Origin of the sequence: Xanthomonas sp. NCPPB 3005, assembly GCF_041228095.2 — a bacterium.
GTDB classification, from domain to species: domain Bacteria; phylum Pseudomonadota; class Gammaproteobacteria; order Xanthomonadales; family Xanthomonadaceae; genus Xanthomonas_A; species Xanthomonas_A bonasiae.
In genome coordinates this window covers 1,057,739-1,076,465 of sequence record NZ_CP166096.2, presented here as the reverse complement: position 1 = coordinate 1,076,465, position 18,727 = coordinate 1,057,739, and the positions used below count along the sequence as shown (strand labels likewise).

The following is an 18,727-nucleotide window of genomic DNA, read 5'->3' as shown; positions in this document are numbered from 1 at the left end:
CGCGACAAGCTGCCGATAGCACCTGTCGCGGCTGAAGCCGCTCCTGCAACGTCTCCGGCGTAGACAACCCACTCACGACGCCGCCTGCTAGGCTGCGCCGCACCGCTCCACAGAGGAACCGCCATGGCCGTGACCTATTCGATCAGCCTGCCCGACCCCGCCCGCGCGCGCGGCAGCGAACCCACGCTCAGCTTCAGCGCCAACGGCGCCGACGCCTTCGCCGAGCAGTTGCAGCAGGCCTTGAGCAGCCCCGCCTGGTTCGAGCGCTGGCGCGCACTGCAGCCGGAGCCGGACGACGTGGATCCGTCGCTGGGCGTCGTCGATCCGGCCGCCACGGTCAGCGGCAAGCAGGACGACCTGCGCATCGACCTGGTCGCCACCACCAGCATTCCCGGCGACATCCTCAAGCAACGCATGCGCCTGCTCGCCGGCAGCGGCTGGGAATTGCGCAACGTACGTTGAGCGCATCGTCCGCGCATCCGTGCCGGCGATACGGACCGGCCGGAACAGGTGCGCAGGTGCGAATGACCTCTGTGGGAGCGACTTCAGTCGCGACAGGCCGTACCGGCAAGGCCTGTCGCCACTGAAGTCGCTCCCACAAACGCTTCGCCGACTGCGATGCGTGAACTGCGCATCTAGCGCGTTACGCCGCCCGTCACCACGCCTGCAGCGCGCCGCGGCCAACGCCATTTCAGGTTCACCGCCAGCGTACCGAGCACGATCAGCGCCAGGCCCAGCCATTGCACCGGCACCAGCCGGTGGCCGTACAGCAGGAAGTCCAGCAGCAAGGTGACCAGCGGATACACGAACGCCAGGATCGCGATCGTCGCCACGTGCAGGTGTCGGTAGGACGAATAGAACAGCACGTAGACGATGCCGCTGTGGATCACCCCCAGGCCGGCCAGCCACAGCCAGTGCATGCCCGGATGCAATGCGCTGCCGCTGGAAAATCCCGCCAGCAGCAGCGTGCCCACCCAGCACTGCACCGTCACCACCGCCAGCGGCCGCTCGCGGCTGATGCGCCGCGACATCAACAGCGACGCGCCGCACAGCAACGCCGCCAGCAGGGTCAGCGCGATGCCGAACAGATAGCCGCGATCGGCGGTATGCCACAGCCGCGCCGGATCCGCCGAGCACGCCACGCCGACGAAGGCCAGCAGCGTCCAGCCCAGGTCGCTGCGGCGCGTGCGCTCGCCTTGCAGCATCGCCGCCAGGATCAGCATCACGAACGGGAACACGTGGTAGACCATCGTCGCCACGCCGATCGACGAGCGCGCCATGCCGGCGAACAGCGCCACCCAGTTCAGCACCAGCAGCACGCCGCTGACCGCGGCATCGCGCAGCAACCTGCGCTCGCGCCACAGCCCGCGCAACTGGCCGCCGAGCAGCCCACAGACGGTGAGGAACAATGCGCCGAACAGGCAGCGGTAGAACACCGCGGTCACCGGGTCCTGGCCGCTCTCGTGCACGAACACGCCGACCGAGCCGATCAGCACTTCGGCCAGCAACAACTGCCACAGCGCGCGCCGCGCGGCGCCGGCGGGAACGGCGACCGCCGCGCTCACAGCGCGATCGTCCCGTGCAGGTACTGCACCGCGCTGCCGCGCACATAGACGTGCTGCGCCTCGACCCGGCACCCAAGCTCGCCGCCGCGCGCCGAGGCCTGCAGCGCGGTCAGCCGCACCTTGCCCAGCGCCTGCGCCCACAACGGCGCCAGCGCGGCATGGATGGAGCCGGTCACCGGATCTTCGGCGCCGCCATTGGCCGGCCAGAAATAGCGCGACACGAAATCGTGGCTAATGCCGGGCGCGGTCACCGCCACATCGCGCGGCGCCAGCGCCAGCATCCGCGCCAGGTCCGGCACCACCGCGCGCACCTGGCGTTCGTCCGCGTACACCGCGATGTACGCCTGCGCGTTGGCATGCACCGCCTGCGGCACGATCGACAAGGCGTCGTACAGGGCCTGCGGCACCGACGCCAACAAGGCCGGCGCCTGATTCGGAAAGCGCATCTCGAAGCTGCCGTCGGCGAGCCGCTCCACACCCAGTTCGCCGACCGCGGCCGCACGCAAGCGCAGCGGAAACGGTGCGAGCTGCTGGGTGGCGATCACGAACGCGCTGGCCAGCGTCGCATGGCCGCAGAAACCGACTTCCTTCAGCGGCGAGAACCAGCGGATCGCGAACACGCCATCGGTATCGCGCACGAAGAACGCAGTCTCCGACAGGTTGTTCTCGCTGGCGATGGCCTGCATCAGCGCATCCGGCAACCACGCCTGCAGCGGCACCACTGCGGCGGGATTGCCCTTGAAGCGGACCGTGGTGAAGGCATCGACGACGAACACGGAAAGCGGCATGGCCGGCCTCGCAAGCAAGGGGGAACGCCGACGCGATGGCCGGCACAGGCCCAGTGTGCAGCGCCGCACCCGACCATTACAGATTCAGATACGCTGTAAGTGGACCGATACAGATGAGGCGCCCGCATGCTCTTGTACGAATCGCTCGCGGTGCAGCTGCGCGAGCAGATCGAGCGCGGCACGCTGCGCGCCGGCGAGCGCCTGCCGTCGATCCGGCAGCTGGCGGCCAACCACGGCATCAGCACCGCCACCGCGGTGCAGGCCTGCCTGCAGCTGGAGCGCGAAGGCCGGGTACAGGCGCGGCCGCGCTCCGGCTATTTCGTGCGTGCCGCCGCCGAGCCGTTGACGCCGCTGCCGACGCCGGCGCGGCGGCGCACGCCGGGCATGGTCGACAACCCGGCGTTGCAAGGCGTGCTCGACATGCTCGCGCGCTCGGACCTGGTCCCGCTGCACACCGCGACCCCGGCGCCGGCGCTGCTGCCGGCCGCACAACTCGCCGCCGCGCTGGCGCGGCAGCTGCGCCGCCATCGCGCGGTCGCGCTCGACTATGCGCCGCCACAAGGCCACGCCGCGCTGCGCCGGCAGATCGCGCAGCGCTACGCGCACTGCGCCACCACGGTGGCGGCGGACGAAGTGGTGGTGACCGCCGGCGCGATGGAGGCGATCAGCCTGGCGCTGCGCACGCTCACCGCACCCGGCGACGTGGTGCTGGTGGAAACCCCGACCTACCACGGCATCCTGCAGGCGGTCGCGGCGCTGCGGCTGAAGGTGCTGGAAGTGCCCAACCGCGCCGGCCACGGCATCGACGCCGCGCGCCTGGACGCGCTGCTGCAACGCACCCCGGCGCGCGCGGCGGTGCTGGTGCCCAACTTCAACAATCCGCTGGGCAGCCTCACTCCCGACAGCGCCAAGCGCGCCCTGCTCGACAGCTGCGCACGCCACGGCACCGTGGTGATCGAGGACGACATCTACGGCGAGCTGGATTGGTCCGGGCAGCGCCCGCGCCCGCTGCGCCACTTCGACACGCACGGCAACGTGATCACCTGCGGCTCGTTCTCCAAGGTGCTGGCGCCGGGCCTGCGCGTGGGCTGGCTGCTCGGCGGCGAATGGACCGACGCGCTGGTCCGCGCCAAGTACTTCTCCACCGTCGGCGGCGCCAGCCTGCCGCAGCTGGCGCTGGCCGACTACCTGGCGCAGCACGATCTGGAGCGGCACCTGCGCAAGCTGCGCCGCACCCTCGCCGACAACGGCCAGCGCCTGCGCGAAGCGATCGTGCGGCACTGGCCTACCGGCACCCGGGTCGGCGATCCCGCCGGCGGGCTGTCGCTGTGGCTGCAACTGGCCGACGGCGGCAGCGGCCAGGCGCTGTTCGAGGCGGCGCTGGCCGCGGGCATCGGCACCTCGCCCGGGCATCTGTATTCCAGCCGCGGCGACTACGCCGACCACCTGCGTCTGACCTGCGGCCAGCCGTGGAGCGAGCCCCTGGAAAGCGCGATGCGGCAGTTGGGAAAACTGGCCGCACGGTTGCCGCGCTGAGCCATCGGCCGGTCGCCAAGCTGCCGGTTCGCGCGATCGGAGGCGGCCGTGCGCATGGCGTGCAGGGGCATCGCGCCGAAGATCGCATCGAAGTACCGAAGGCGGCGCACCCTACGGCGGCGCCACCGTTGAACAGACGCCATCGCCACCGCGGCAAACACGCGAGGCGCTTGAACGACGCGACGTTTCTCTAGTCCCGTCGCAAGCAACCAGACCTGTCGCCGCAAGGCTCACCTGCGGCAGCCCATCCCATCGCGCCCAGCGCCATTCCCAGGCCTGGCGAAAGCCAGGAGCGTGGCGCTGCGGACCCGCATCGATCCGCTCCGCCCCGCTATACCGTCGCCGCGCCGATCGCCAGCGCCGCACAAGCACCGAACAAGGTGCAGGCGAGCATGGCCAGCGCGCTGAGCGGGCTGCGCCAACGCTGCCGCGACAACGGCGATGCGGGTTTGCGGCAAGCGAGCATGGCGCGACTCCAGTCCGGGACGACACGATGGCGAAGGCCGAGGAATCTAGCGGCACGCCGTCTCAGCCGACGCGACGGCAATCGCACAACCGCGCATTGGACGACGCGCCGCGCATTTGTTTACGAGCGGCACCGATACGCGAACGGAATCGTCACACAATCGCCATCGCGCAGGCGGCGATGCCCAGCGCGCACTCAGCGCAGCGCCTCGATCGCCAGGATGCGACGCTCGCCGTTGACCCGGCCCAGTTGCACCACCAGGTCGACCACGCTGCGGATGTAGCCCAAGGTGTCGGCGCGGCTCAGGCCGATGCCCGACTGCATCACCATCAGCGCCAGCTGTTCCAGCGCGCCCTGCGGCGTGTTGGCATGGATGGTGGTGAACGACCCTGGATGGCCGGTGTTGATCGCGCGCAGGAAGGTCACTGCCTCCGGGCCGCGCACTTCGCCGAGCAGGATGCGGTCCGGCCGCAACCGCAACGCGGCCTGCAGCAGGTCCTGGGTGGTGATGCGGGTTTCGCCCTGCTCGCCCTTCACCGCGACCAGGCCGAGGTGATTGGGCTGGCGCAGGTGCAGCTCCGGCGTGTCTTCCACCGCGACGATGCGCTCGCTGGCCGGCACCTCCTTCAGCAACGCATTGAGGAAGGTGGTCTTGCCCGACGAGGTACCGCCGGCGATCAACAGCGTGCGCCGCGCCGCGACCGCGGCACGCAACCCGGACAGCGACGCCTGCGCATCCCAGGCCAGGTCGTCGCGGGCGCCTGCGTCGGCCAGCCGATATGCCTCCAGTCCGAGATCCAGATTCAAGTGGCGGCGGATCGCCAGCGCCCAATGCCGGCGCGTGGCCGGCGGCGCCACCACCTGCACGCGCTCGCCGCCCGGCAAGGTGGCCGCCAGCAGCGGATGCTCGCGGTTCACCGCCTGGTGGGTGACACGCGCGACCTGGGTGGCCAGACGTTCCAGCAGCACATCGTCGATGGCGGGGACATCGATGCGCTGCATGCAGGGCTGGCCGAGGCGCTCCACCCAGACCTCGCCCGGGCGATTGACCAGGATCTCGGTGACGTCCGCCGCATCCAGCCAGGGCTGGAAGGGCAGCAGATAACGCTGCAGATAGACGTCCTGCGCGGGCGCCTGCGGAAATGCCAGCGGCGGCGACTGCACCGTCAGCCTGCCGGCGGTGGGCCATGTTCCGGCTGGCCGCCCTGCGGAGGCGGACCCTTCGGCTTGGGCAGCCCCTTGGCGCTCATGCATGCGTCGAACTTGGCCATGTCCAGGCGCTTCGCATCGGCGGGCGGGCGGCCTTGAGCGGACGGGCGTCCCGCAGCGGGCGGCGGACCTGCAGCGGGCGCCGCCACACCCTGCTCGGCAGCGCACGCCCGCATCGCCGCCTCCACCTTCGGATTGGGGCCGGACGGCGGCTTCGCCGGCGCGCCACCGTCGCCGTTGCGCGCGAGCGCCGGCGCCATGCAGGACAGCGCCCCGGCCAGGGACAACAGCAACGGCAGCGAACGGTGCTTCATGCGGATTCCTCGGACATGGAAAAAAGTAAAACGGGAACGTCAGTAGCCGGAGAAATCCAGGTCGCGCGCGGCGAACACCTGGATCGGCGTGCCCAACGGCACGCGGATGGTCGGCGGAATCTTGCCGTCGGTCTGCAGCGCCTGCGCCGAGGCGCTGCTGGCCGAGGTACCGATCACCAGCGTGCCGGAGTCGCCACCGAGCGCGCTGGCGACGCCGCCGACCACCGACAGCAGCATCGACGCGCCGTAGCGCTGCCAGAAATGCCGCCCGACCTCGCCGTCCAGCCCGGTCTCGCCGCTGCCGTCCACCGCCGGCGACGCGAGCTGCACCGAGACGCCGTCGGGACGGATCAGGCGCGACCAGACGATGTAGGCGCGGCGCTGCCCGGTCTCCACACCGCTGCGGTACTGCCCGACCAGGCGGCTGCCGCGCGGAATGACCACTTCGCTGCCGTCGAAGCCGCGCACGTCGCGGCTGACCAGCGCGCGCGCGTACCCGGGCAGATCGGTATTGAGCGCGGTTTCCAGCACCGCGGGGATCAGGCTGCCCTGCACCACCGTGCGCGCCGGATGCGCCAGCGCCACCGCCTGTTGCAACGGCGGCGCGTCGCCGCCCACGCGCAGGGCGAACTGCTCGTCCTGGTTGAGTCCGGCACCGCCCGCAGGCGCGGCGTTGGCAGTCCCCGATGCGGCAGCGGCCTGCCCAGGTGCGGTGCCCGCCTCGGACCCAGCGCTGTTGTCGACGATCATCGGCATCGACCGCGACTGCGTGGGAGCGACGGCCGTGGCCGCAGCGGCGACCGCGGGCGGGGACGGTGCCGTGCGGGAAGCGACCGGCGCCCGTGGCAGCGGCGCCGCGAGCGCCGACGTCTGCGCCGGCGCCGGCACCGGCGGCGCATGCAGGCGTTGCCGCGACAGCAGCAGCAGGGTCAATCCGCCCAGCGCCACCGCGCCCAGCAGGCCCAGCGCGAACCCCAGGCTGTCGCCGACGCGCGGCGTGCGCGCCACCTGCGGCGCCGCGCGCAGCGATGCCGCATGCAGCGTCTCTGCGTCCAGCGCCAGTCTCGGATCGCGCTCGCCGGCATCATTGCGCATCGGCTGTTTTCCTTCGCCACCAGGCCGGGCGGCGCGCGGGCGCGGCCGCCGCGGCACGCGGCTGCGGCGACTGCGCATCCAGTGCCGGCGTGCGGAAGCCGTCGTTGAACAACTGCGCCACCGCATGGCCGCGGCGCAGGGCGAACGCCGGCGCGATCTGGTCGGCCACCAGGTAGTCGCCGCGGCGGGTGAATGCGAGCGGGGTCTCCGAGCCGTCGCTGGCCAGCGCATACACCGCCGGCGTGCTGCTTGCATCGGCCCACTGGAAATAGGTGCTGCGGCCGTCGTCGAACACGCGCAGCGGCACGTTCTCGCGCGCGCCGCTGAAGCTGTAGGCGCTGTTGCGCTGCGCCGGCGCCGGCAGCGCCGCGCTCGCCTGCACCTCGGCCTGCGCGCTGGCCACCGCCGCCGTCGCCGCCGTCGCGCGTGCGGCGGCCTCCTCGGGATAGCGGAAGCGCAGGTCGTAGACCACGCGCCCGCGCCTGCAATCGGGCGAATCGCTGGCCACCAGTTCGAAACTGTAGCGACGGCGGTCGGTGGCGACGGTCATGTTGCTGTGGCTGGTCCGATAGGCCGGCTTCACGAACAGCAGGTTGGCGCGCTTGTTGGGCACCACCAGCCAGTGCGCCGCCTCGCCCAGTCCCACGTTCTCGATGCGCTCGTCGGCGGCGAACTCGACCATGGTCTGGAAACCGAAGCAGCCGTCGATGCGCACCACCTTGCGGTCGTCGTAGTCCAGTTCGCGGATGCGCGGATCGGCGCAGGCATCGGCAACCGCCGCCAACGCAAGCAGGCACAACGCGGCGCGGCCGACTCGGCGAGCGCGGGTGGTCATGGCGTCCTCGCTCCGCCGAGCGGGTGCGGCGCCATGCGTGGCCGCATGCCTTGCCCCAGGCCGCCACGGCGACTGCCCACGCTCACCGCGGCGACAGACGCCTGTGGCGCCGTGCGCGGCGCGCTGTCGCGGGCCAGGCCGCCGAGCCAGTGCAGGGTGCGGGCGCTGCCCGCGGAGGCGATCCGCGCCTCGGTGGCGAAATCATGCACCCGCGCGGGCGATAGCGCGGCGGGCGCCCCACGGGCCTGCACATCGACCCGCGACGAACCACCGTCTGCAGGTCGATCGCCACGGCCGAGGCGCCATGCGCGGGCCAGGCCGGCGGCGGTCCAGGCCATCGCCAGCAGCAGGCCCAGGTAGATCGCACATCCGAGCAGCAGCATCAGCAGCGGCCGCTGCTGTTGCGCGGCCGCCAGCGGATCCAGCGCGATCGCGTCGATCACCGGCGCCAGCACCCGCAGCAACACCGCACCGGCCAATGCCACCAGCATCGGCACCAGCGCAAAACTCAGCGCCATGCGCAACCAGCCCTCGAACAGGCCGCGGGTCGCGCGGAACAGGGCCAGCAGCACGAACATCGGCCCCAGCGCCAGCAACGCCGCCAGCACCAGCCGCGCCACGACCAGCAACCCCACCGTCGACAGCAGCAGCAACAGGGCGCAGCCGCGCACCAGCTTGGCCGCCTGCTTGGCCTGCGGCGCCGCCGCCTGCGCATCGAATTGGCGGCCGAGTTCGACCAGTTCGCCGAGCAGGCCGTCCAGCCGCGACGCGAAGGCCTGGGTGGCGCCCTGCGGCGCCCCCAGGAAGGCCGACGCGATCTGGTCGGGACCGCCGACCAGCAGCCCATAGACCACCGTCTGGTAGGCCGGCCACGCGGTGGCGAAGGTCAGCACCAGGGCGACGCCGAACAGGCGCGGCCCCAGCGCCGGCAGGCTCAGGCGCAGGCGCCCGCCGATCAGGCCCAGCGCCAGCATCGCCACCCAGACCACCAACAGCGCGCGCAGCACCGCGCCGAACATGCCGCTGGCGCCGAACAGCTGCGCATAGCCGGCCTGCACCGCACCGTTGATCTGGCAGTCGATGGCGGCCAGGCCGGCGGCCAGGCCGCCATCGCCGTCGATCGGAATCGCCGCGCAGGCGCTCATGCGGCACGCTCGTCGGCAGCGCAGGCGGCCGGCGCCGGATACGGCACCCCGGTCAGCGCTTCCCACCACTGCCGCGGATGCTCGCCCAACTGCGCGCGCAGCTGGTCCAGGCGGCGCACGCTGGCTTCGCGACCGGACAGCACGGTCAGCAACTCCGGCATGCCCGACAGGTCCAGCCGCGCCACCACGCTCTCGTTGCCGTGCTTGACCAGGAACGCATGCGCATGCGCCGGCAGCAGCCGCACCAGTTCCAGTTCCTGCGCGCTGAGGCCGAAGCCGTCGCAATAGTCCTCCGCCCTGGCGCGCGGATTGGGCATGAAGATCTGCGTGGCGGCCTGTTCGATGATCGCGCTGGCGACCTGGCTGTCCAGCGCGTCGCGCGCGCTCTGGGTGCCGAAGCCGACGATCGCGTTGCGCTTGCGCAAGGTCTTCATCCAGTCGCGCAAGTGGGCCGCGAACACGGCATCGTCCAGCGCCTTCCAGCCTTCGTCGATCAGGATCAGCGCCGGGCTGCCGTCGAGCCGTTCCTCCACGCGATGGAACAGGTACAACAACGTCGGCGTGCGCAGCTGCGGCATGTCCAGCAGCTCGGTCATGTCGAACCCCAGTGTCGGAATGCCCAGGTCCAACCGGTCGTAGGCGTGATCGAACAACCAGGCGCGCTCGCCGTCGCCGCACCACGGCGCCAGGCGCGCGGCCAGGTCGCCGGGCTGCGGACGGCGCTGGCCGCCGAGCAGTTCGCGGAAATGGCGCAGGCGGCGGTACTGCGGCGCCTGCTCGTAATTGGCGTCCACCGCGGCGGCCAGGATCGCCGCCTCGTCGGCGCTCAACGGCTGCTGCGCATCGCCCAGCAACTGCGCCAGCCAGCGCCGCAGGAACGCACGGTTGCCCGGCGTATCCGGCAACTGCAGCGGATTGAAGCCGGTCGCCTCGCCGCTGCGCAAGCTGGCATAGCGCCCGCCGATCGCACGCACGAAGATCTCCGCGCCGCGGTCCTTGTCGAACAGCAGTACGCGCGGGCGCCACTTCTGCACCTGCGCGGCGAGAAAGTTCAACACCACCGTCTTGCCCGAGCCGGACGGGCCGATCACGCTGAAGTGGCCCAGGTCGCCACGGTGGAAATTGAAGAAATACGGAGTGGCGGCGGTGGTTTCCAGCACCGTCACCGCGTCGCCCCAGTGGTTGCCGTCGGCGCGGCCCTGCGGAAAGCCGTGCAGCGAGGCCAGGCTGGCGAACGCGCCGCTGGACAGCAGCGCATGCCGCGCCGCGTAGGCTTCGTTGCCGGGGAATTGCGCCCAGAACGCGGGCTCCAGGCACAGGTCCTCGCGTACCGCCACCGCGCCCAGGTCGGCCAGCGCCGCCGCGCACTCGGCGACGGCCGCGTCCAGCGCCTCCAGCGCGTCGGCGCGCACCAGCAGGCCGAAGCGATGTTCGCCGAACACCGCGCGGCCGCTGGCCAGGTCGTCCTTGGCCTCGACCAGGCCCTGCCGCAGCGACGCCGAATCGTCCTCGGCGGCGCGCATGCGGCGCAGCGCCAGCGAGACGCGCTCCAGCCCCAATTGTCGTTCGACGAAAGCGAAGCTTTCCGAGAGCACCAACTCGCACGGCATGCGCAACAGCGCATCGAACATGCCCGGCAGCGCGTTCGGCGGATATTCCTTCAGCGACAGCAGCGCGGCGTAGTCGCGCGCGGCGCCGGGGCCTTTGCGTTCCAGCGCTTCCAGGCCGAAGCTGATGCGCCGGTACGGCAGGTGATGGCCCAGGTCGCCATGCGGCGGCCGCAGCATCGGCCGCAGCTCGCCGTTGTACAGCGCCGAGAGCAGTTCCAAAGGCTCGGAGCACACTCCGTGCGCGGTCTCGTACTCGCCGAGCAGGCGCGCGCCGTAGGGCTGCAATGCGGCCAGCAAGGCATCGCGCGCGGCATCCAGTTCGCGGCGCTCGCGCGCCAGCGCCGCCGCGCGCGCGGTGTCGCCCATGCCCCTGCGCAACACGCCACCCAGGCGCTCGGCGATACCGGTCTTGCCGCGCGCCGGGCGCCGCAGCAGGCTGACGAACAACTCATTGACGAACAGCCGGCGCTGGCCGAGCTGCCCGCGCCAGCGCCGGTCGATCAGCGCGCAGACCGGATCGGCGAAGTCGCCGCCCACGTCCACGCTCGCACGCAGCCGCAGCAGGTGGTGATGCAACACGAAGCGCGAATCGGCCACCGCACGCAACGCCGCGTCGCGCGCCTGCTGGTGCAGGTCCAGCACGTCGCCGTCGGCGGTCTCGAACGCCAATCCTTCCAGGCGCAGGCACTGCAGCAACGCGCCATCGCGCAACTGCACCGTATGCGCATCCAGCAGCCGCGCGTAGGGCAGATGGTCGCCAGCGCGTTGTTCGCGCCGCCGCATCATGGCGCGTAGCTGTTGCAGCGCCAGCGGCGCCAATGGCGCACCCGCGGGCAGCGGCTGACCCGCACCAGCCACAGGTCGAACACGCGCGGCTCGCGCAGGCAGGCCAGGTAGCCGACGCCATGGGCGAGCAACGCCACCGCCAGCGCCCAGAACGAACGCGTCATCAGGAACGCCTCCGTGGTCACAACGCCATTGACGATGAAATAGCTGTAGGTGACGCCGCAGAACATCTGCGGCCGGGTCAGCGCGGGGAAGATCGGCGTGGATCGCAACGCGCTCATCGCCTTGCTCAACCTGCCGCCGCGCGGATGCCGGCGACGATGGTGGTCGCACCGAACAACACGAAGCAACCGAGGATCACGGTCGCGCCGAGGCGCCAATGGATGCGCCCGCTCAGCATCATCAAACCGACCACGGCCACGGCGATCACCGCCACCGCGGTGGCGGCATTGCCGAGCAGCGTGCCCTGGATCCACTCCAGCGCCGACAGGATCGGCCCGGAGCCGGCCGGATCGCCGCCCCGCGCCCACGCGGCGGGAGCGAACGCGACGGTGGCGAGCGATATCGGCAGGCGGCGGAACATGGGGTTCATTGCAGATCTCCCTGGGGAACGGAAAGCGACACGGTGAAGGCCGCGCGGCCGGCGACGCTCAGCTCGGCCAGACGCTCGAGGTTGCCGGCGACATAGGCGCGGGTCTCGCGGAACGGCGGCACGCCTGCATGCCGCTGCACCTGCCCGGGGCCGGCGTTGTAGGCGGCCAGTGCGCGCTCCAGATCGCCATCGAAGCGGTCCAGCTGCTGCCGCAGATAGGCCGCCCCACCTTCGATGTTCTGCTGCGGATCCCAGGGATCCACCGCCAGTGCGCGGGCGGTGGCCGGCATCAACTGCATCACCCCGATCGCACCGGCCGGCGACACCGCGGAGGCGTCGTAGCGCGACTCGGACCAGGCCAGCGACTGCAGCAACGCGACACTGAGTCCATGGCGGGCGGCAGCGGCCTCGAAGGCGGCGCGATAGGGCGGCGCGGCGGCGACTGCGGAGGCGTGCGCCGCGGCGGCCGGACGCTGCGCCGCGCCCGGCGTCGCCCAGCCTGCGCCGAGGTGACGCACGCTGCCGTCTTCGCCGATTTCCATGACCTGCGCGTGGGCCTGCGGCCATGCCGCCAGCGCCAGCAGCAACGATGCGAGGCGCCGCATGCGGGCATCCGGTACGGCACGACGTGGGCGGCGGGAAACGGTGTGGCGCAGCATGGCAGTGGAATCCGGAATCGCGATGGCACGTTGCGGGCGGGAACGTCGCGCGACTGCGGCATGCCGCCAGTCGCCAGCCTGTTGCCGCATGCGCGACGCAACGGACACGAAAGCTCGAATCCATCCTCGCACGCGGCACTGCGCCGGCATTTGTCGCGCGAGGCAATATTCAGGCAAACGCCGCAAGCGGCGAACGGCAAGACTGGCGGCGCTCGTGCCCACTCGACGGTGCGCACGATCGACTCTCGCCACGCGCCTTTGGAGGCCACGCCATGACAGACCGCAACCACGACCTCGACGACCACGACCGCGGCCTGCAGTTCGACCTGCAAACTCTCGAGCAACGCATGCAGGAACGGCGGCGCCTGCTCGCCTGGATCGCCTCCGGCAGCGCGATGGCGGTGATCAGCGCCTGCGGCGGCGGCTCCAGCGGCGACGACACTTCGTCCACGTCCACCGCGACCACCACTACGGCATCGACCACCACCAGCACCACGACGACCACCACCACCAGCACCACATCGGGCAGCTGCATTGCCGATCCGGAAGAAACCGCCGGCCCCTATCCCGCCGACGGCTCCAACAGCGTCAACAGCAGCGTGGTGAACGTGCTCTCGTCCAGCGGCATCGTCCGCAGCGACATCCGCAGCAGCTTCGGCAGCGACAGCGGGACCGCGGCCGGCCTGCCGCTGACCCTGACCCTGACCCTGGTCAACGTCAACAACAGCTGCGCGGTCCTGTCCGGCTACGCCATCTACCTATGGCATTGCAATCGCGACGGCAAGTATTCGCTGTACTCCAGCGGCATCCAGGATCAGAACTACCTGCGCGGCGTGCAGGTCACCGACAGCAACGGCCAGGTCACCTTCCAGACCATCTTCCCCGCCTGCTACAGCGGACGCTGGCCGCACATCCACTTCGAGATCTATCCGAGCCTGGACACCGCGACCAGCTATACCAACAAGGTGCTGACCTCGCAGATGGCGATGCCCAGCGACATCTGCGATACGGTCTATGCCGCGGTCAGCGGCTACAGCGCCAGCGTCACCAACAAGGCCGCGATCAGCCTGTCCAGCGACAATGTGTTCGGCGACAACACCAGCACGCAGCTGGCCGCGCAGACGCCGACGCTCAGCGGCGACACCAGCAACGGCTACACCGGCACCATCACCATCGGCCTGGCGGTGTAGCCCCGCCAGGCGGCGGCGCCCATCCGCAGCGCTGCAGCGGCGTTTAGCCCTGCAGCGCGCGCGCGTGGTGGGCGATGTGCTCGCCGATGAAGCTGCCGATGAAGTAGTAGCTGTGGTCGTAGCCGGGCTGCAGGCGCAGCGTCAGCGGGTAGCCGGCGGCATCGGCCGCGGCCTGCAGCAACTGCGGCTGCAGCTGCTTGTCGAGGAACTCGTCGCCGCCGCCCTGGTCGATCAGCAACGGCAGGCGCTCGCTCGCCCCGGCGATCAGCGCGGTGGCGTCGTAGGCCTTCCAGCTGGCGCGGTCGTCGCCGAGATAGGCCGAAAACGCCTTCTCGCCCCACGGCACCTGCGATGGCGCCACGATCGGCGAGAACGCCGACACGCTGCGATAGCGGCCCGGATTCTTCAGCGCGATCACCAGCGCGCCGTGGCCGCCCATCGAGTGGCCGCTGATCGCGCGCCGCCCGTTGTGCGGAAATTGCGCCTCGATCAGCGCGGGCAGCTCCTGCACCACGTAGTCGTACATCCGGTAGTGCCTGGCCCACGGCTCGCGGGTCGCATTGACGTAGAAACCGGCGCCCTTGCCCAGGTCGTAGCCCTCGGCATCGGCGACATCGTCGCCGCGCGGACTGGTGTCCGGCGCGACCAAGATCACCCCGTGCTCGGCGGCGTAGCGCTGCGCGCCGGCCTTGGTGATGAAGTTCTGCTCGGTGCAGGTGAGCCCGCTGAGCCAGTACAGCACCGGCAGCGTGGCGTGTTCGGCCTGCGGCGGCAGGTACACGGCCACGTTCATCGTGCAGCCGAGCACGGCCGAGTCGTGGCGATAGACGTCCTGCCAGCCGCCGCAGCACGCATGGTGTTCGATGCGTTCCATGAAAGGGATCCCGAAGAGGGGGACGCGGCCAGGCAAACGCCGGCCGCATCCGGAGACGCCGCCGCGACGCGCCGCCAGGGCGGCACGCCGCGGGCGGCAGGCTTTACTGCAGCACGCCGTTCTTGCGCGCGACGTGGGTGGAAATCGCGTCCATCAACGGCGGCGACAGGCAGTCGTAGGGCTCCAGCTTCAGCTCGCGCAGCCGGCTGCGCACGCCGTCCATCGCTTCCGGGCGGGTGCCGCTCTCGATGATCGAGGACACGAACGCGGCGAAGCCCGGCGCCGACCAACCCTGCTGCGGCGACAGCTCGGTATGGATGAAGTCCAGGCCGTAGAACGGATGCTCGGTGTTCTCGATGCGCCCATACAGGTGCACGCCGCAGCCGGTGCAGGCGTGGCGCCGGATCGTCGCGCTCTCGTCGACGACCTTCAGCTTCTCCTCGTGCGCGGTGACCTTGACCTTGTCGCGGCCGACCACCGCGATCACCGCGAACGTCGCACCTTTCGGCTTCCAGCATTTGGTACAGCCGCAGGCGTGGTTGTGCGCGGTCTGCGCCCCCACGTCCACGGTCACCTTGTCGCTGGCGCAGTGGCATTCCAGGGTGCCGCCCTGGAAATTCTCCGCGCCTGCGCGCACTCCGCCGTCCACCGACGGATGAATCGTTACGGTACTCATCATGCCCCTCCCGGGTTCGTTGCGTACCTGCATGCGCGGAAGCGGCCGCGCGCCGGACTGACCGTCAGGTCAGAAATGGATCACGGTGCGGATCGACTTGCCTTCGTGCATCAGGTGGAAGGCTTCGTTGATCTCTTCCAGCGGCAAGGTGTGGGTGATGAACGGATCCAGATCGATCTCGCCATGCATCGCCTGCTCCACCATGCCCGGCAATTGGGTGCGGCCCTTGACGCCGCCGAACGCGCTGCCGCGCCACACGCGGCCGGTGACCAGTTGGAACGGACGCGTGCTGATCTCCTGGCCCGCGCCGGCCACGCCGATGATGACGCTCTCGCCCCAGCCCTTGTGGCAGCACTCCAGCGCCGAGCGCATCACGTGCACGTTGCCGATGCACTCGAAGCTGAAATCCACGCCGCCATCGGTCAGCTCGACGATGACTTCCTGGATCGGCTTGGCGTAGTCCTTCGGATTGATGCAGTCGGTGGCGCCCATGCTGCGCGCCAGATCGAACTTGCCCGGGTTGGTGTCGATGGCCAGGATGCGGCCGGCCTTGGCCTGCACCGCGCCCTGGATCACCGCCAGGCCGATGCCGCCCAGGCCGAACACGGCCACCGAGTCGCCCGGCTTGACCTTGGCAGTGTTGTGCACCGCACCGATGCCGGTGGTGACGCCGCAGCCGAGCAGGCACACCTTCTCCAGCGGCGCTTCCGGATTCACCACCGCCAGCGAGATCTCCGGCACCACGGTGTATTCGCTGAAGGTGCTGCAGCCCATGTAGTGGAAGATCGGCTGGCCGTTGTAGGAGAAGCGGGTGGTGCCGTCGGGCATCAGGCCCTTGCCCTGGGTGGCGCGCACGGCCTGGCACAGGTTGGTCTTGCCCGACAGGCAGAATTTGCACTTGCGGCATTCGGCCGTGTACAGCGGGATCACGTGGTCGCCGACCTTGACGCTGGTCACGCCCTCGCCGATCGCCTCGACGATGCCGCCGCCTTCATGGCCGAGCACGGCGGGAAAGATGCCTTCCGGATCGTCGCCGGACAGCGTGAACGCATCGGTGTGGCAGACGCCGGTGTGGGTGATGCGGACCAGCACCTCGCCCTGGCGCGGCGGTTCGACGTCGATCTCCACGATCTGCAGCGGCTGGCCGGCTTCGAAAGCGACGGCGGCACGGGATTTCATGAGGTTTCTCCTGGAAGAACGGGTTGGGTCGTGGGGTTCGGGATCACTTGAGATAGGAGCGGACCAGCATGCCCATCTCGCGCACGCGCGCGGCGCGCTGCGTTTCCGAGGCGGCGGCATGGCCGAATTCTTCGCGGATGTGCGCCTGCATCACTTCCGACATCAGGCCGTTGACCGCGCCGCGGATCGCGGCGATCTGCTGCAGCACCGCAGCGCAATCGGCACCGCCTTCCAGCGCACGCTCCAGCGCCTCGGTCTGTCCGCGCACGCGGCGGATGCGGGCCAGGACGCGTTTCTTCTCGTGGGGCGTATGCGGCATGCGGCGACCTGGGAACTATACTGGGGGACAGTATATTCCTCTGCCCGAAAAAGAAAACGCCCGCGCCATCCCGGATCGGGACCGCGCGGGCATGCGGCACCTGGCCGCAGGACTCAGCGCTGCGCGGGCGGCGCGGCCGCGGATGGTGCGGCGCCATCCTGCGACGGACCACGCCACGGCGGCGGCGTCACGCCCTTGCCGCGCAGGCAGGCATCGAGCTTGGCGAAGTTGGCGCGCATCGCCGGGTCCGGCTTGGCCGGATCCGGCCCAGCGCCCGCCGGCCGCGCGCCGCCATTGGCCGGGGCACCCTTGCCCATGCCGGCGTCGGCCGGCGGCGGACCTGGCGGCCGTCCAGGCAGCGGCAGCCCGAGCTCGCGCGCGCAGGACTGCACCGCGGCCTCGAACGCCGGGTCGCGCGGCGGCGCCTGGTCGTGGCCCGGCCCGCTGTCCGCCCCGTGGCCAGGGCCGTGGCGCGGCCCGCCGTCCGGCGGCGGCGGTGGCGGCGGCAGCGCGGCGGGACCACCGACATAGACGGTGACGCAGCCGCTCAGCGCGGTACTCAACACTAGGGTCAGCGCCGCTTTGGCGATTCGATGCGATGTCATGTTAGGCATGCCTCCTCCTGATGGCGGGTGGTGAAAACGGGCGATGGACGCGGTGCGCCGACGGCGCCGCACCCGCTCCCCGCGGCAAGCTCGCCGATGCACCCGCGGACCGCATCCTGTCATGCCGATATCGCGCGCCGTTGTCGGCGGGCGACACGCGGGGAATACGCTGGCCGGGCACCGCTTGCCGGGTCCGCGATTGGTCCGGCGAAGGGCGACGCAACAGCCGCCATGGCGCCGCCCGCCCCCTTATGGCGCAGGCACTCCGATCCCGGCGATGCGCTCCACCGCGGGCGCCGCCGCGGCCGGCGCCGCCTGGGACAGCACCGCGGCCTGGAACCGTGTCGCAAAAGCCGCATCGTTGTGGCAGAAGTAGCGACGCGCGGCGCGCGAGATCGTGTCGCGCTGCAGTACCGAAAGAGCCAGCGCGCGCTCCACGCCGGCCTCGATGCCGGCGCGATCGACGTAGTGATAGGAGGCCAGCCGCTGCATGCGCGAGCATGCCGGCGCCAGCAGCAGGCCGCGCGCCGGCGTCACCAGCTCGTTCATCGGCTCGGCGTCGGTGGTCAGCGTCACTGCGCCGACGCTCATCGCCTCCATCAGCGAATGGCCGAAGCCTTCCACCTCGGACGGACACAGGTGGAACAGATGGGCGTTCTGCAGCGTGCGCAGTTCGGCGTCGTCCAGGTAGGCGATGCGATGGTCGATGTTGCCGGCGCGGACCCGTTCGCCGGCGCTGCGCGGGTTCTGCACCACGGTCAGTTGCGGCCATTGCGGATGCCGCTGCCAAGTGTCCAGCAACACCCGCGTGCCCTTGGCGGTGCTGCGCCCGGCCAGGTGAAAGAACGCGTAGCGGCGCGGTATCCCAGGATCGTAGCGGTCGCGGCTGGTAAAGCCGATGTAGCGGGTGCGGCAGCCGAGCCGCCGGAACGCCAGCTCGGCATGCCGGGTCTTGCACAGCACCGCCTCGAAACGCGGCAGCAGCGGCAACCATTGCGGCAGGAACCACTCCGGATTGGGCACCAGCAGGTTGCGCTCGGCCAAGGCCAGGCAGCCGGGATAGACGCGCTCGGAAAACACCTGGGTGTGCACCTGGTGACCGAATGCGCCTGCCAGCCGGGCGCCGGCCTCCTGCACCAATCGGGTCAGCTTGCCGCGGCTGAAGCCAAGTCGCTGCACGCGCTGGCCGCCCAGCGTCAGCGCGTCGGCCATCAGTCCCAGATCCCGGCTCAGGCCGGTGCCGTTGTCGCAACTGACGATGCGGTAGAGATCGGACGCCATGCA

The 18,727-nt window shown here is 70.7% G+C and carries 21 protein-coding genes; 3 read left to right on the top strand and 18 right to left on the bottom strand.

The annotated features are described in order from the left end of the window. Nucleotides 1–123 precede the first annotated feature (123 nt). On the top strand, nucleotides 124–462 hold the full coding sequence (locus AB8810_RS04690; RefSeq protein WP_179567200.1) for a hypothetical protein: 339 nt from the start codon (nucleotides 124–126) through the stop codon (nucleotides 460–462). Between the two features lie 173 nt (nucleotides 463–635). Here the strand turns inward: AB8810_RS04690 and AB8810_RS04685 are convergent, their stop codons facing one another. Next, nucleotides 636–1,565, bottom strand: a complete 930-nt coding sequence (locus AB8810_RS04685) for a DMT family transporter (protein ID WP_369915698.1) — start codon at nucleotides 1,563–1,565, stop codon at nucleotides 636–638. Further along, nucleotides 1,562–2,353, bottom strand: a complete 792-nt coding sequence (locus AB8810_RS04680) for a PhzF family phenazine biosynthesis protein (RefSeq protein ID WP_369915697.1) — start codon at nucleotides 2,351–2,353, stop codon at nucleotides 1,562–1,564. Before AB8810_RS04680 ends, AB8810_RS04685 begins: the two co-directional genes overlap by 4 nt. A gap of 126 nt (nucleotides 2,354–2,479) precedes the next feature. Between AB8810_RS04680 and AB8810_RS04675 the strand changes: the two genes are divergently transcribed. Then, nucleotides 2,480–3,889, top strand: coding sequence for a PLP-dependent aminotransferase family protein (locus AB8810_RS04675; RefSeq protein WP_369915696.1), 1,410 nt, complete (start codon nucleotides 2,480–2,482; stop codon nucleotides 3,887–3,889). A 331-nt stretch (nucleotides 3,890–4,220) separates the two neighbouring features. On the opposite strand, the gene AB8810_RS04670 is transcribed toward AB8810_RS04675, so the two are convergent. From AB8810_RS04670 to AB8810_RS04625, 10 genes are all read right to left on the bottom strand, one after another. Next, the gene (locus AB8810_RS04670) at nucleotides 4,221–4,355 is read right to left on the bottom strand and encodes a hypothetical protein (RefSeq protein WP_255432684.1); all 135 of its coding nucleotides are present in this window, start codon (nucleotides 4,353–4,355) and stop codon (nucleotides 4,221–4,223) included. 195 nt (nucleotides 4,356–4,550) lie between these two features. Next, nucleotides 4,551–5,519, bottom strand: a complete 969-nt coding sequence (gene virB11 / locus AB8810_RS04665; protein WP_206229716.1) for a P-type DNA transfer ATPase VirB11 — start codon at nucleotides 5,517–5,519, stop codon at nucleotides 4,551–4,553. A 2-nt stretch (nucleotides 5,520–5,521) separates the two neighbouring features. After that, complete coding sequence (locus tag AB8810_RS04660; RefSeq protein WP_369915695.1) at nucleotides 5,522–5,878, bottom strand: hypothetical protein; 357 nt, start codon at nucleotides 5,876–5,878, stop codon at nucleotides 5,522–5,524. Between the two features lie 39 nt (nucleotides 5,879–5,917). After that, nucleotides 5,918–6,973, bottom strand: a complete 1,056-nt coding sequence (locus AB8810_RS04655; protein ID WP_369915694.1) for a TrbI/VirB10 family protein — start codon at nucleotides 6,971–6,973, stop codon at nucleotides 5,918–5,920. Beyond that, nucleotides 6,963–7,808 carry a TrbG/VirB9 family P-type conjugative transfer protein gene (locus AB8810_RS04650; RefSeq protein WP_369915693.1) on the bottom strand — a complete coding sequence of 282 codons (846 nt, stop codon included), beginning with the start codon at nucleotides 7,806–7,808 and terminating at the stop codon, nucleotides 6,963–6,965. The genes AB8810_RS04655 and AB8810_RS04650 overlap by 11 nt, the downstream gene beginning before the upstream one ends. Beyond that, complete coding sequence (locus AB8810_RS04645; RefSeq protein ID WP_369915692.1) at nucleotides 7,805–8,953, bottom strand: type IV secretion system protein; 1,149 nt, start codon at nucleotides 8,951–8,953, stop codon at nucleotides 7,805–7,807. The genes AB8810_RS04650 and AB8810_RS04645 overlap by 4 nt, the downstream gene beginning before the upstream one ends. Continuing rightward, complete coding sequence (locus AB8810_RS04640) at nucleotides 8,950–11,349, bottom strand: VirB4 family type IV secretion/conjugal transfer ATPase (protein WP_369915691.1); 2,400 nt, start codon at nucleotides 11,347–11,349, stop codon at nucleotides 8,950–8,952. The genes AB8810_RS04645 and AB8810_RS04640 overlap by 4 nt, the downstream gene beginning before the upstream one ends. Continuing rightward, nucleotides 11,346–11,630: a type IV secretion system protein VirB3 gene (locus AB8810_RS04635; RefSeq protein WP_179567220.1), complete on the bottom strand. Its 285-nt coding sequence runs from the start codon at nucleotides 11,628–11,630 to the stop codon at nucleotides 11,346–11,348. Before AB8810_RS04635 ends, AB8810_RS04640 begins: the two co-directional genes overlap by 4 nt. 8 nt (nucleotides 11,631–11,638) lie before the next feature. Then, nucleotides 11,639–11,941 (bottom strand): TrbC/VirB2 family protein, encoded by a 303-nt coding sequence (locus AB8810_RS04630; protein WP_179567222.1) that lies wholly within the window; start codon nucleotides 11,939–11,941, stop codon nucleotides 11,639–11,641. Further along, nucleotides 11,938–12,546, bottom strand: coding sequence for a lytic transglycosylase domain-containing protein (locus AB8810_RS04625; RefSeq protein WP_369915690.1), 609 nt, complete (start codon nucleotides 12,544–12,546; stop codon nucleotides 11,938–11,940). Before AB8810_RS04625 ends, AB8810_RS04630 begins: the two co-directional genes overlap by 4 nt. Before the next feature lie 326 nt (nucleotides 12,547–12,872). On the opposite strand from AB8810_RS04625, the gene AB8810_RS04620 reads away from it, so the two are divergent. Beyond that, the gene (locus AB8810_RS04620) at nucleotides 12,873–13,790 is read left to right on the top strand and encodes a hypothetical protein (protein WP_206229709.1); all 918 of its coding nucleotides are present in this window, start codon (nucleotides 12,873–12,875) and stop codon (nucleotides 13,788–13,790) included. A gap of 43 nt (nucleotides 13,791–13,833) precedes the next feature. Here the strand turns inward: AB8810_RS04620 and fghA are convergent, their stop codons facing one another. The 6 genes from fghA to AB8810_RS04590 all read right to left on the bottom strand — a co-directional run bounded on the left by fghA (nucleotide 13,834) and on the right by AB8810_RS04590 (nucleotide 18,724). Then, entirely contained in the window at nucleotides 13,834–14,664 is an 831-nt protein-coding gene (fghA, locus tag AB8810_RS04615) for an S-formylglutathione hydrolase (protein ID WP_179567228.1), read from the bottom strand. Nucleotides 14,665–14,767: 103 nt separating this feature from the next. Further along, a complete protein-coding gene (gene gfa, locus AB8810_RS04610; protein ID WP_179567230.1) occupies nucleotides 14,768–15,340 on the bottom strand; it encodes an S-(hydroxymethyl)glutathione synthase in 573 nt (190 codons plus the stop codon). A gap of 69 nt (nucleotides 15,341–15,409) precedes the next feature. Continuing rightward, the gene (locus AB8810_RS04605) at nucleotides 15,410–16,519 is read right to left on the bottom strand and encodes an S-(hydroxymethyl)glutathione dehydrogenase/class III alcohol dehydrogenase (protein WP_145702909.1); all 1,110 of its coding nucleotides are present in this window, start codon (nucleotides 16,517–16,519) and stop codon (nucleotides 15,410–15,412) included. Between the two features lie 43 nt (nucleotides 16,520–16,562). After that, the gene (locus AB8810_RS04600; RefSeq protein ID WP_179567232.1) at nucleotides 16,563–16,838 is read right to left on the bottom strand and encodes a metal/formaldehyde-sensitive transcriptional repressor; all 276 of its coding nucleotides are present in this window, start codon (nucleotides 16,836–16,838) and stop codon (nucleotides 16,563–16,565) included. Between the two features lie 113 nt (nucleotides 16,839–16,951). Beyond that, nucleotides 16,952–17,443, bottom strand: a complete 492-nt coding sequence (locus tag AB8810_RS04595; RefSeq protein ID WP_369915689.1) for a hypothetical protein — start codon at nucleotides 17,441–17,443, stop codon at nucleotides 16,952–16,954. A gap of 249 nt (nucleotides 17,444–17,692) precedes the next feature. After that, nucleotides 17,693–18,724, bottom strand: coding sequence for a glycosyltransferase (locus AB8810_RS04590; protein WP_369915688.1), 1,032 nt, complete (start codon nucleotides 18,722–18,724; stop codon nucleotides 17,693–17,695). Nucleotides 18,725–18,727: the final 3 nt, after the last annotated feature.

Bases quoted from the DNA above. Each gene is read 5' to 3' on its own strand.
- AB8810_RS04690 (WP_179567200.1), top strand. From the start codon at position 124: ATGGCCGTGACCTATTCGATCAGCCTGCCCGACCCCGCCCGCGCGCGC.
- AB8810_RS04680 (WP_369915697.1), bottom strand. From the start codon at position 2,353: ATGCCGCTTTCCGTGTTCGTCGTCGATGCCTTCACCACGGTCCGCTTC.
- AB8810_RS04675 (WP_369915696.1), top strand. From the start codon at position 2,480: ATGCTCTTGTACGAATCGCTCGCGGTGCAGCTGCGCGAGCAGATCGAG.
- AB8810_RS04670 (WP_255432684.1), bottom strand. From the start codon at position 4,355: ATGCTCGCTTGCCGCAAACCCGCATCGCCGTTGTCGCGGCAGCGTTGG.
- AB8810_RS04660 (WP_369915695.1), bottom strand. From the start codon at position 5,878: ATGAAGCACCGTTCGCTGCCGTTGCTGTTGTCCCTGGCCGGGGCGCTG.
- AB8810_RS04655 (WP_369915694.1), bottom strand. From the start codon at position 6,973: ATGCGCAATGATGCCGGCGAGCGCGATCCGAGACTGGCGCTGGACGCA.
- AB8810_RS04650 (WP_369915693.1), bottom strand. From the start codon at position 7,808: ATGACCACCCGCGCTCGCCGAGTCGGCCGCGCCGCGTTGTGCCTGCTT.
- AB8810_RS04645 (WP_369915692.1), bottom strand. From the start codon at position 8,953: ATGAGCGCCTGCGCGGCGATTCCGATCGACGGCGATGGCGGCCTGGCC.
- AB8810_RS04640 (WP_369915691.1), bottom strand. From the start codon at position 11,349: ATGATGCGGCGGCGCGAACAACGCGCTGGCGACCATCTGCCCTACGCG.
- AB8810_RS04635 (WP_179567220.1), bottom strand. From the start codon at position 11,630: ATGAGCGCGTTGCGATCCACGCCGATCTTCCCCGCGCTGACCCGGCCG.
- AB8810_RS04630 (WP_179567222.1), bottom strand. From the start codon at position 11,941: ATGAACCCCATGTTCCGCCGCCTGCCGATATCGCTCGCCACCGTCGCG.
- AB8810_RS04625 (WP_369915690.1), bottom strand. From the start codon at position 12,546: ATGCGGCGCCTCGCATCGTTGCTGCTGGCGCTGGCGGCATGGCCGCAG.
- AB8810_RS04620 (WP_206229709.1), top strand. From the start codon at position 12,873: ATGACAGACCGCAACCACGACCTCGACGACCACGACCGCGGCCTGCAG.
- fghA (WP_179567228.1), bottom strand. From the start codon at position 14,664: ATGGAACGCATCGAACACCATGCGTGCTGCGGCGGCTGGCAGGACGTC.
- gfa (WP_179567230.1), bottom strand. From the start codon at position 15,340: ATGAGTACCGTAACGATTCATCCGTCGGTGGACGGCGGAGTGCGCGCA.
- AB8810_RS04605 (WP_145702909.1), bottom strand. From the start codon at position 16,519: ATGAAATCCCGTGCCGCCGTCGCTTTCGAAGCCGGCCAGCCGCTGCAG.
- AB8810_RS04600 (WP_179567232.1), bottom strand. From the start codon at position 16,838: ATGCCGCATACGCCCCACGAGAAGAAACGCGTCCTGGCCCGCATCCGC.
- AB8810_RS04595 (WP_369915689.1), bottom strand. From the start codon at position 17,443: ATGACATCGCATCGAATCGCCAAAGCGGCGCTGACCCTAGTGTTGAGT.
- AB8810_RS04590 (WP_369915688.1), bottom strand. From the start codon at position 18,724: ATGGCGTCCGATCTCTACCGCATCGTCAGTTGCGACAACGGCACCGGC.